This is a genomic window from Collimonas fungivorans, assembly GCF_028292705.1.
Taxonomy (GTDB): domain Bacteria; phylum Pseudomonadota; class Gammaproteobacteria; order Burkholderiales; family Burkholderiaceae_D; genus Collimonas; species Collimonas fungivorans_B.
In genome coordinates, this window is record NZ_JAQGLV010000330.1 from 1 (window position 1) to 10,372 (window position 10,372).

The 10,372-nt window shown below is 59.5% G+C and carries 10 protein-coding genes and 1 pseudogene; 6 read left to right on the plus strand and 5 right to left on the minus strand.

The window, feature by feature from the left end; all coding sequences use genetic code 11:
- The 4 genes and pseudogenes from JWQ61_RS18635 to JWQ61_RS18650 all read left to right on the plus strand — a co-directional run.
- Positions 1 to 335 (plus strand): annotated as a pseudogene (locus JWQ61_RS18635) (ATPase, T2SS/T4P/T4SS family); the annotation flags it as partial.
- The gene (locus tag JWQ61_RS18640; protein ID WP_304361812.1) at positions 328 to 1,185 is read left to right on the plus strand and encodes a type II secretion system F family protein; all 858 of its coding nucleotides are present in this window, start codon (positions 328 to 330) and stop codon (positions 1,183 to 1,185) included. The pseudogene JWQ61_RS18635 and the gene JWQ61_RS18640, both read left to right, overlap by 8 nt.
- Before the next feature lie 33 nt (positions 1,186 to 1,218).
- A complete protein-coding gene (locus tag JWQ61_RS18645) occupies positions 1,219 to 2,112 on the plus strand; it encodes a type II secretion system F family protein (RefSeq protein WP_304361813.1) in 894 nt (297 codons plus the stop codon).
- A gap of 8 nt (positions 2,113 to 2,120) precedes the next feature.
- Positions 2,121 to 2,441 (plus strand): hypothetical protein, encoded by a 321-nt coding sequence (locus JWQ61_RS18650; RefSeq protein WP_304361814.1) that lies wholly within the window; start codon positions 2,121 to 2,123, stop codon positions 2,439 to 2,441.
- 7 nt (positions 2,442 to 2,448) lie between these two features.
- On the opposite strand, the gene JWQ61_RS18655 is transcribed toward JWQ61_RS18650, so the two are convergent.
- The 4 genes from JWQ61_RS18655 to JWQ61_RS18670 form a co-directional block, all read right to left on the minus strand.
- Positions 2,449 to 3,348 carry an SDR family oxidoreductase gene (locus JWQ61_RS18655; RefSeq protein WP_304361815.1) on the minus strand — a complete coding sequence of 300 codons (900 nt, stop codon included), beginning with the start codon at positions 3,346 to 3,348 and terminating at the stop codon, positions 2,449 to 2,451.
- A 49-nt stretch (positions 3,349 to 3,397) separates the two neighbouring features.
- On the minus strand, positions 3,398 to 4,132 hold the full coding sequence (locus tag JWQ61_RS18660) for an SDR family oxidoreductase (protein ID WP_304361816.1): 735 nt from the start codon (positions 4,130 to 4,132) through the stop codon (positions 3,398 to 3,400).
- A 292-nt stretch (positions 4,133 to 4,424) separates the two neighbouring features.
- Positions 4,425 to 5,726: an LLM class flavin-dependent oxidoreductase gene (locus JWQ61_RS18665; protein ID WP_304361821.1), complete on the minus strand. Its 1,302-nt coding sequence runs from the start codon at positions 5,724 to 5,726 to the stop codon at positions 4,425 to 4,427.
- 36 nt (positions 5,727 to 5,762) lie between these two features.
- Complete coding sequence (locus JWQ61_RS18670; protein ID WP_304361817.1) at positions 5,763 to 6,725, minus strand: aliphatic sulfonate ABC transporter substrate-binding protein; 963 nt, start codon at positions 6,723 to 6,725, stop codon at positions 5,763 to 5,765.
- Positions 6,726 to 6,930: 205 nt separating this feature from the next.
- Between JWQ61_RS18670 and JWQ61_RS18675 the strand changes: the two genes are divergently transcribed.
- Positions 6,931 to 7,590, plus strand: coding sequence for a class I SAM-dependent methyltransferase (locus JWQ61_RS18675; RefSeq protein ID WP_304361818.1), 660 nt, complete (start codon positions 6,931 to 6,933; stop codon positions 7,588 to 7,590).
- A gap of 28 nt (positions 7,591 to 7,618) precedes the next feature.
- On the opposite strand, the gene JWQ61_RS18680 is transcribed toward JWQ61_RS18675, so the two are convergent.
- The gene (locus tag JWQ61_RS18680; protein WP_304361819.1) at positions 7,619 to 8,863 is read right to left on the minus strand and encodes an ectonucleotide pyrophosphatase/phosphodiesterase; all 1,245 of its coding nucleotides are present in this window, start codon (positions 8,861 to 8,863) and stop codon (positions 7,619 to 7,621) included.
- A gap of 512 nt (positions 8,864 to 9,375) precedes the next feature.
- On the opposite strand from JWQ61_RS18680, the gene JWQ61_RS18685 reads away from it, so the two are divergent.
- On the plus strand, positions 9,376 to 10,372 hold a 997-nt coding region (locus tag JWQ61_RS18685; protein WP_304361820.1), incomplete at its 3' end, for an ESPR domain-containing protein.

Genomic DNA, 10,372 nt, shown 5'->3' on the forward strand with positions numbered 1-10,372 from the left:
GCTCAATGACCACCTTGCACGCCAACTCTCCGCGCGACGCGCTGGCGCGGATGGAGGTGCTGGTGCTGATGGCCGGCATGAACCTGCCGGTGCGGGCGATCCGCGAACAGATTTCATCGGCGGTGCACCTGATCATCCAGCTCACCCGTTATTCCTGCGGCGCACGCAAGGTGACGGCGATCACCGAAGTGGTCGGCATCGAATCGGAAACCGTCCAGCTGCAGGACATCTTCAAGTTTCACCGGGAAGGCCTTGACCAGAACGGCAAGACCTATGGCGATTTCCGCTATTCGGGCATGAAACCGGTCTTTATGGAGCGAATGGAAAATGAGTAACCAGATACTGCTGTTCTCGGGGATTCTGTTCGGGCTGGTGCTGTTCATCGCCTGGTCGCTGATGAACTCGAAGAGTTATTTCCTCAAAGTGCTGTTCGACATGCACGTGCGCTACATCGGCCACATCAAGGAATGGACCGGGCTGCGCGACGGCCGCGTCTACATGGTGCTGTTCGCCCAAATTGCGGCGGCGCTGCTGCTGGTAGTGGTGATCTATTTCGTGCTGCGCAATATACTTTTGGTGCTGCTGATCGGTTATTTCATCTTCAAGGCGCCGCTCTGGATCAGCAATTACAAGCGCAAGCGCCGCCTCAACAGCATCGAATACGAATTGCCGACGGCGCTCACCGTGATCGCTTCCAGCCTGACCGCCGGTGTGTCCCTGAGCATTGCCTTGCAATCCTATTCCAAGGAGAGCAGCTCGCCGCTGGCCAGCGAATTCGCGCACGTGATCCGGCTGCAGAAGGTGGGCGTCGATTTCGAGACGGCGATCGAAGAAGTCGGCAAGCGCATCGACCTGGTCGATTTCCAGTTGCTGGTGATGACTTTCCGGATCTCGAAATCGGTGGGCGGCAACCTGTCGGAAACGTTGATGAGCCTGTCCAACACGATCCAGCAAAAACTGACGATCGAAGGCAAGATCAGGTCGCTCACGGCGCAGGGCAAGATGCAGGGCTGGGTCATGATCTGCCTGCCGGCGTTGGTCGGGGTTGCGCTGTTCTTCATCCAGCCGGCCGAAATGGGCCTGCTGCTGACTACGTTTTACGGCAAGATCGTACTCTTCGTCTGTCTCACCATGGCCTATATCGGCCACAAGGTGATCCAGAAAATCCTGGACATCGATGTCTGACGGCCGCGGACATATTGTTATCGGATAAATGCCATGAGCAGCTCAATCTATCTTTACGGCGCGATCATACTGGCCTTCGGCAGCCTTAGTGTGTTCATGTTTTACCTGTTTCGGCTGGTGGCCAATGTCAAGGTCACCAAATTCCGGCCGAACATGGATCCGCTGCCGCCGTTGCTGAAAAAAGTCTGGAACGGAGTGATGTTCTTTGACTTCTATTTTGGCGCCACGGTGTCGGAGGCGCGGCTGCTGAAGCGTAAGCAGATGCTTAACACCGCCGGCCTGGAATATTTCATGACTCCCGGCGAGACTTATGCCTTGCAATTTTTCTCACTGGCAATAGCGCTTTTTTTCGCCGTGCTGGTCGGCCTGGCGGCATTCGGCATTGACTACATCGTACTCATCATCATGCTGGTGCTGGGTCTGATAGGCTGGTTTTATCCGCTGATGTGGATCCGCGACCAGAAGAAGAAGCGCAACATCGAAATCTCGCGCTACTTTCCGTCCTTCGTCGATATCGTGACGCTTTGCTGCGAATGCGGCTTGACCTTGAACACCGCCATCGTCAATTTCTGCGAACGCGGCCCGGAATGCGTCTTGCGCCATGAGATCGAGCGGGTAGTGCGCGACATGAAAACCGGAGCCGGCCGCGCCGACGCCTTGGGAAAATTCGCGCGCCGCACCGGTAACATCGACATTTCGCGTTTTGTCGGTATTGTCCTGCAATGCGATAAGCTTGGCGTGCCGCTGGGACCGACCTTGCGCAAGTTCGCCGAACAGAAACGCACCGAGCGTTTCCAGCGCGCCGAGAAACTGGCGATGGAAGCGCCGATGAAAATGATTGCACCCCTGATCATGTTCATCTTCCCGATTACCTTTATCATCATTGCCTTCCCGATAGTGACGACTATCCTGATGAATTTCAAATAAGAGACTAGATGAAAAAAATTCTCGTCGCGTTTGCTGCACTTTCCTTGGTCGCCGCCAGCCAGCTGGCATGGGGCGCCAAGGTCATGCCAGAGTTAAAGAAGGCGAATACCGAAATCTGCCTGAAGATGGGCGGTTCAGCCCGCGGCGCCCCAAAAGCGCCGGAAAAAATGCCAGCCTTTTGCGGCTGCGTGTCCGATGCCTACTGGGACAGCGTGCCGCAAAGCGAATACAACCTGCTGGTGCAGACCGGCAAATCGCCGTCGCTGGAAGCCAACCTGGAAAAACGCCTTGACGTAGCCAAGGCGGCTTGCCTGAAGAAGGCCGGCTAATATCTCATCAAGCGGTCACCTTCGGGTGCAGCAAGTCCTCCAGTCCGATGCGGCGGAACATCTCGCTGCGCACACGGTCGGCGACGCCGTTGACGATCTCGCAGCCGTCTTGCGAGGGATCGATATGGGTGCGGAACGGCCTGCCGCCGAAAGGCATGCCGATCACCTCGACGATGGCCTCGGCTACCGACCCGGCATCGGCGTCGGCCGGTTCCAGCGCCGCCAGTCCTTGCAGCGCCTGCTGCGGCACGCCGGCATACGGGCCATTGTCATATTCCGCGGCGCGTGCCTGGTCGGCCGGCGCACCGGAATGGGCGAAGTGGTTGGTGCCCTTGGTGAACGCACCAGGCACGATGATCGCGGTCTCTATGCCCCAGCGCGCCAGTTCTCCCGCATACGACACCGCCAGCGAATCCATGGCTGCCTTGGCCGCGAAATACGGCGACAGGTAAGGCGGCGTGCCGCCGCGCGCGCTGCTGGAAGAAATCCACATCACCAGCCCCTTGCCTTGCTTGCGCAGTTGCGGCAAGGCGGCGCGGTTGACGCGTTGTGTGCTGAGCACGTTGATGTCGTACAGCTGCGCGAACTGCTCCGGCGTAAACGCTTCCGCCGGACCGAAAGACATGTGGCCGGCGTTGTGGATCACCACATCGATCCGATCGCAGTCGGCGATGATGCTGGCGATGCCGGCCTCGACCGAAGCGCTGTCTGCGACGTCGAGCTCGACGCTGCGCAGGTCCACTCCGTGTTCGGCGGCATAACGCGCCGCTTCAGCGACCTGGGGCGCATTGCGTCCCTTGGTTTCGCGCATGCTGGCATAGACTGTGTGGCCGGCGCGGGCCAGGGCGCGCGCGGCGAGGGCGCCGAAGCCGCTGGAGGCGCCGGTAATGACGATGACTTGTTGCATGATGTTTTCCTTTCTCATATATATCGAAAAATAGCTTGTCGTCCGGCGATCAGATGATGCCGCCATTGGCGCGCAGCACCTGGCCGTTGATCCAGCCGCCATCAGCGCCGGCCAGGAAGGCGACTGTGGCGGCGATGTCCTGCGGCTGCCCCAGGCGTTCGAGCGGCGCCAGCTTGGCCAGGCGCTCGACCACTTCCTGCGGTTTGCCGTTGAGGAACAGGTCGGTAGCGGTCGGCCCCGGCGCAACGGCGTTGACCGTGATGTTCTTGCCACGCAGTTCCTTGGCGAGCACGCTGGTCATTGCTTCCACCGCAGCCTTGGTGGCGGCGTACACGCCGTAGGAAGGCTGCAACATGCCGACCACGCTTGACGAAAAATTGACGATGCGGCCACCGTTGCGCAGCCGTTTGGCGGCTTCGCGCAGGGTGTTGAAACTGCCTTTGAGATTGATTGCGACCTGGCGCTCGAAAGCGGCGTCATCGGTGTCGGCGATGGTTGCATTGAGCATGATGCCGGCGTTGTTGACCAGCACGTCGACGCCGCCGAACGCTTGTTCGGCTGCATCGAACATGGCGCGCACCGCGGCCGGGTCGCTGACATCCGCCTGCACGGCGAGGGCTTTACCGCCTTGCTGCATCAGTTGCCGGGCCAGGGTTTCGGCAGCCGCGGCGCTGCCGGCATAGTTGATGACGACGGCAAAACCGTCGGCCGCCAGCCGTTGCGCTACTGCTGCGCCGATGCCGCGCGACGATCCGGTGACGATAGCTACTTTTGCATGGCTCATTTGAAGCTCCTTGAAGTTGGTTTGAGCGTTGCCTTGGCTGCGCCAGGAATCCCGGATATCGGTTTGCCGAGCAGTGAATACATCATGCCGGTTAATTTCCAATGGATAAACTGGCTGTAATTGGCAACACTATTCAATGTGGATCAACAATTGGGCGGCATTGAGCAGCTGTCTGGACCGGGATGACAGCTTCGGTCCATGGCTGCAGATGGGGAAATTTCAGGTTTCACCTGCGTGCGGCAGGTGAATTGGGGAGGCGTGGCGAGTCGCCGGCGAGATTCTTGCCGGTGCGTCAGTTCTGCAGATAGCTGCGCAAGGTGTCACCCCGGTAGTCAAGGCGGAACTGTTTTCTTTTTTGCAGTTCCGGCACCACCAGGTCGACAAAATCGTCGAAGCCGTGCGGCAAATGCACCGGCGTGATGACAAAACCGTCGGCGCCTTGCTGCGCCACGATATGCCCCATCCAGTCGGCGATGTCGGCGGCTGTGCCGGCTACCTGCGGCACCAGCACGCCGCTGGCGTACATGCGGCCGATATCCGCCAGCGTCAACTGGCGCTCGGCGGACAGCTCGCGGATCAGGCTGAACAGGCCTTGCATGCCGGCCACCTCGAGGTCGGCGACGGGCGCATCCAGCGCGTAGCCTGAAAAATCCACATTCATGTGGCTTGACAGCGTCGACAGGCCGACGATAGGGTCTACCAGCGCATTGTGGCGGGCGCGCTTGTCTTCCGCCTCCGCGCGCGAAGCGCCGACGAAAGGCATGACGGCGGTCAGCACCTTGATGTCGCCGGGCTTGCGGCCGAATTTGGCGGCGCGGCCTTTCAGGTCCTGGTAAAAGCGCTGCATGCGGGCCAGGTCGGGCTGTATGCCGAACACCACTTCCGACCAGCGCGCGGCGAAATCCTGGCCGCGCTGCGACGATCCGGCCTGGATGATGACCGGCCCATGCTGCGGCGAGGCGGGAATATTCAGCGGGCCACGCACATTGAAGTAGGCGCCGCTGTGGGCGATCGCCGACACCCGATCGGCGTCGGCGTAACGGCCGCTGCTTGCCTCCAGCAGCAGCGCGTCGGGCGCCCAGCTGCCCCACAACTGATGGGCCACGTCCAGGAACTCGTCGGCGCGGTCATAACGTGCATCGTGGCTCAAGGTTTGGCGCAGGCCGAAATTGTCGGCCTCGCCCTGGTTGACCGAAGTCACCACGTTCCATGCCGCGCGGCCGGACGACAGGTGATCGAGGGTGGCGAATTCGCGCGCCAGGCTGTACGGCTGGCTATAGGTGGTCGAACGCGTCGCGCCCAGTCCTATCTTGCTGGTGAGCGCGGCCAGTGCGCCCAGCACCGGCAGAGGATCGAGCCGGGTGGCGTCCTGGTCGCCATGGCCGACGCCGTAGCGATGATCGCCGCCGTAGCGGGTCGAGACCGCCAGCCGGTCGGCGAAGAACAGCAGGTCGAATTTCCCGCGCTCCAGCGTTTGCGCGATGCGCGCGTAATAGTCGAGTTTCAGGAATCCGCCCGGATTGCTCTCGGGATGGCGCCATAACACCTGGCTGTGGGCGGCATTGCCGGCGATCAGGAAGGCGGCAAGGTGCATCATGATATTTTTTCCGTAACGATAGGTCGACAGGTGCTACAGCAAGGCCTCGGCGTAAACCTTGTCTTTGACTTGCACCTGTGTCTTGATCAGGTTCAGTTTGTAGAAGACTTCGACGATCTGCTGTTGCTCGGCGATGATGGCGGCGTCGATCGGCACAGTGGTGTAGTTGCGGCGTTCAGTCGCCAGCTGCAGCACCTTGGGATCGACGCCCAGCTGCGGCGCCAGCAGGGCCGCGGTTTCCTGCGGATGCGACTGGGCCCAGGCGTTGGTTTTTTTCAGTTCGGCAAACAGGGTGCGGATGATGTTCTTGTTGCGGTCGACGAAACCGGGATTGGCCAGGTGGAAGGTACGGTTGTTGGACAGGCCGGTGCCGTCGCGCAGGATGCGCGGGCTGGTCGAGATCTGCTGGCCGGCCAGGTAAGGATCCCACAGGGTCGCCGCGTCGACGTTGCCGGACTGGAAAGTCGCGCGCACGTCTGCCGCGTTGGTGACGTAGACCGGAATGATGTCGCTATAACTCAAGCCGGCTTCTTCCAGCGCCCGCACCAGCAGGTATTGCACGTTCCAGCCGCGTCCGAGCGCGATTTTCTTGCCCTTCAGTTCCTTTACAGAGCGGATCGGCGAATCCTGCGCCACGAAAATCCCTATGCCTTTCGGATAGGGCTGTTCGGCGGCCAGGTACACGGCATTGACGCCGGCAGCATTGGCAAAGGCGGAGGGCGTGTCGGCAGCATGGCCAAAATCGATGGCGTCGCCGTTCAGGGCTTCGGTCAGCTGCGGACCGGCCGCGAACTCGAACCATTTGACTTTCCATCCCAGCGGCTGCAAAGCCTGTTCCAGGTTGCCGCTGCCTTTCAGGATGTTGAGAGTGTTGAATTTCTGGTAACCGATGCGCAGCGTGCGTTCTTCTGCTGCAAAAGCGGGCACTGCAGCAGCTGCCGCGCCGGCAGCCAGCCCCTGCAATACCAGGCGCCTCTTGTATGTCGTCGTCGTCATTTTCTGCTGATTCCTCGATGGATTTGCTGCAAGCGTGCCGTATGCAAACGAACATGCTAGCCGCAGCGCGAGGGAAGGGGAACGAAGTCTTTCGACGATGCTAAATTGGTTTCTGTATAAGCGCTTCCTGCGGCCTTATATCGGCTGGCAGCCGGTCCATGGCGGGTGTGGTAAATTGTTTTCCTTCATCTCAGGAGCACACTCCATGTCCAGTCGCACACTGAATCTCGACGATACTCTTTATGATTACCTGCTGACTCATTCGCTGCGCGAACATCCGGCGCAAACCGCGTTGCGCGCGGCAACCGCCAAACATGCGCGCGGCGGCATGCAGATTTCGCCCGAGCAGGGCCAGTTCATGGCTTTGCTGATACGTTTGATGGGCGCACGCAATACGATCGAGATCGGCGTATTCACGGGTTACAGCTCGTTGGCCGTGGCGCTCGCGCTGCCCGACGACGGCCGTATCCTGGCTTGCGACATCAGCGATGAGTACACCAGCATTGCGCGTCCCTATTGGGAGGCGGCGGGAGTCGCGCACAAGATCGATTTGCAGCTGGCGCCGGCGCTGACGACACTCGACGCCCGCCTGGCCGCCGGCGCCGCAGGGCAGTACGATTTTGCCTTTATCGACGCCGACAAGACCGGCTACGATGCCTACTATGAACGTTGCCTGCGGTTGCTGCGCCCGGGCGGCCTGATTGCCATCGACAATGTATTGTGGGACGGCAGCGTTGCCTCTGTCGCGGAAGACGACGACACAGCTGCCCTGCAGGACCTGAACCGCAAGCTGCACCGCGATGAGCGCATCGACCTGTCCATGCTGCCGGTCGGCGACGGCCTGACGCTGGCGCGCAAGCGCTGACCGTCGGCCCTGTCCCTGTTCTGCAGCGTCAGTTCAAGGCCGGCGCCAGCGTCAATTCACCATCGGACGGCAACGGCTGCAAGCCGATCAAGGTCATCATGAGCGGATAGACGTCAACATTGTCGAATGGCGCCAAGACGATGCCTGCTTTGAATGCCGGCCCCGCTGCGATGAAAATTGCCTGCATCTCGGCGGTCATATTGTCATATCCATGGCCGCCTGCCGGAGTTCGTCCGGCAGAACGCGCGTCGGTTGCAATCTGCCAGCCGATATCAGCCAGGCAGATAAAACCCGGCACCCGCGGATTCCGGCCGTAGTGGAAGCGGGGTGGCATTGCCTCTTTGCGCCAGCACTGCATATGCTCCTGCGGCTTCAGCAGTGCGGCAGCTAACACGCTGTCCTGTCCCGGTTTTGCTTCAAGTCCGGCGTAAGTGCCGCTCGTCACTGCCCGATAGCTGCCGGCCGGCGCTATCTGGTCCAGCCGGATGACCCGCTGCTTGCTCATGGCGGCCATGCCGTGGTCGGATACGATCACGATATTGGCTTTGATGCTGCGCGCCTGGAGTCCGGCTACCAGCCTGCCTATCGCTTCATCGATGTGCGCCGCAGCCTGTGTGGTTTGCGCTGCATCCGGGCCGTATTCGTGCCCGGCGTGATCGACATCCTCAAAATACAGCGTAAGGAAAACCGGGCGCGATGCAACCGGCTTATCCAGCCAGCCTAGCAAGGTGTCGACGCGCTGGCTCGCAGGCAATTTGCTGTCGTAGCTGCGCCATTCGCTCGGACGAACGCCATGGATGGCGGCCTCGGAACCCGGCCAGAACATGGTCGCGGTGCGTATGCCGCGTTGCTCCGCGGTGGTCCATATCGGTTCTGCTTCGTCCCACCAGCGGCGGTCATTGGTCGCCTTCCGGTTGCCCAGACTGAAACGGACGCCGGGAATCCTGTTGTCCTCCATGGTGTTGCCGACGATGCCATGGCGGTCCGGCCTTAGTCCCGTCACCAGCGTGTAGTGATTGGGAAAGGTTATCGACGGAAATGACGGCCGCATGGCCTCGGCTCTGGCGCCTTGCGCCGCAAGGGCGTTGAGGTTCGGCGTGACCCCGCGGTTCAGGTAATCCGGCTTGAAACCATCAATCGATACCAGGATGAGCGGCGGTTTTCCGGTTTGCGCCGGCAGTTGCGGTCTGGCTGGCGCGCATCCGGCGATGGCTGCTGCCAGCAATAAGCAAAACAGGCTGCGTAGAGCCGAATAGGGAGGCAGGTTTTTCACAATATTTTTCTGAGGACAAGAGATGGCGGCATGGTCAGGACGAGAGCTTGCCAATGCTGCGGAAACGGGGACCCATGCTTTGCTCTGGTCGCTTCGTCAAACGGATGGCTTGCAATTGAAGATACATGCGATTTATTACGACCTAATGAATTGTTGCGCGAGCAAGGGTGGGCATGTACGGAAAACCCGGCCAGCCCGGTGTCGGCAAGTGAATTGAAATGTTCTCTCCGGAAATATTGGGGGCGGGCTCGGCATGCATTCGATACGTCAATTTAGTGGCATTGGAGAGACAAATAATTGGAATAAGGAAATGAATATGTGAACAAATGTTACACGTAGTCAAAGATTGTTAAGTTGAGAAAAATAGAACATTAGATGGTGATAAATTTCGCTCGTCCTGCATTCCTGTTGCAAGCACCAGCCGCAGTCTTGCCCTTGCCCAGCCCAGTTTTCCTGTGTGACTGATCTGAGCGAAATCCCCGAACCGCATCCATCTTTGTATAGAGCCAACCATGAATAAAGTTTATCGCACCGTCTACAACGAAGCGCTAGGTATCTGGGTAGCCGTATCGGAGAATACGAAGGCTCGCGGCAAGCGCAGCAGCAAAAAAATGGCTGCCGTGGTTGCCGCGCTTGCCATGGGAGAACTGCTGTTGCCGGGTGCGGCTTTTGCGGGCGGAGGCATTTATGTCAACGATAATAACGACACCGCCTGCAGCCAGGTTGCGGATGGCGGGACCACCCAGATTGTCAATGCGAACTGCGGCACCAGCAATGTAACGACCCAGACCAACCGCGTCATCTTCTACCAGACGAGCACGGGCGCTACGGCTTCCGACCCGGTAAACATTTCCGTTGGCGGGAAAATCAACGTCAATAGCACAGGATCTGTCGTTAACGGGCTAGACCTGAATGGCCAGAAAATTACCGGGGTGGCGGCCGGTGTCGCCAATACGGACGCTGCCAATGTCAGCCAGCTGAATTCCTTGTCGACCTCGACTTCGACTGGCCTGAGCACCACCAACAGCAATGTGTCGTCGCTGTCGACATCCGCTTCGACCGGCCTCAGCACGTCACGGGCAGCGGAAGCCTCCTTGTCTACGGGATTGAGCAGCACCAGCAGCAATGTGTCGTCGCTGTCGACCTCAACGTCAACAGGTCTGAGCACAACAAATAGCAACGTGAGTTCGTTGTCGACCTCGACTTCGACTGGTATCGCATCGCTGTCCACGTCGACTTCGACGGGATTGAGCACAACGAACAGTAATGTGTCGTCGCTGTCGACTTCAACGTCGACAGGTTTGAGCAGCACTAACAGCAATGTGACTTCGTTATCGACGTCGACTTCGACTGGTATCGCATCGCTGTCTACATCGACATCAACTGGTTTGAGCACAACGAACAGTAACGTTTCGTCGCTGTCGACCTCAACGTCGACAGGTCTGAGCACCACTAATAGCAACGTGACTTCGTTGTCGACGTCAACTTCGACCGGTATTGCATCGCTGT

What these genes read in the sequence shown, in the direction of transcription:
- JWQ61_RS18670 (WP_304361817.1), bottom strand. Translation starts at nt 6,725, where the DNA reads ATGACGACGACGACATACAAGAGGCGCCTGGTATTGCAGGGGCTGGCT.
- JWQ61_RS18655 (WP_304361815.1), bottom strand. Translation starts at nt 3,348, where the DNA reads ATGCAACAAGTCATCGTCATTACCGGCGCCTCCAGCGGCTTCGGCGCC.
- JWQ61_RS18675 (WP_304361818.1), top strand. Translation starts at nt 6,931, where the DNA reads ATGTCCAGTCGCACACTGAATCTCGACGATACTCTTTATGATTACCTG.
- JWQ61_RS18645 (WP_304361813.1), top strand. Translation starts at nt 1,219, where the DNA reads ATGAGCAGCTCAATCTATCTTTACGGCGCGATCATACTGGCCTTCGGC.
- JWQ61_RS18640 (WP_304361812.1), top strand. Translation starts at nt 328, where the DNA reads ATGAGTAACCAGATACTGCTGTTCTCGGGGATTCTGTTCGGGCTGGTG.
- JWQ61_RS18660 (WP_304361816.1), bottom strand. Translation starts at nt 4,132, where the DNA reads ATGAGCCATGCAAAAGTAGCTATCGTCACCGGATCGTCGCGCGGCATC.
- JWQ61_RS18650 (WP_304361814.1), top strand. Translation starts at nt 2,121, where the DNA reads ATGAAAAAAATTCTCGTCGCGTTTGCTGCACTTTCCTTGGTCGCCGCC.
- JWQ61_RS18665 (WP_304361821.1), bottom strand. Translation starts at nt 5,726, where the DNA reads ATGCACCTTGCCGCCTTCCTGATCGCCGGCAATGCCGCCCACAGCCAG.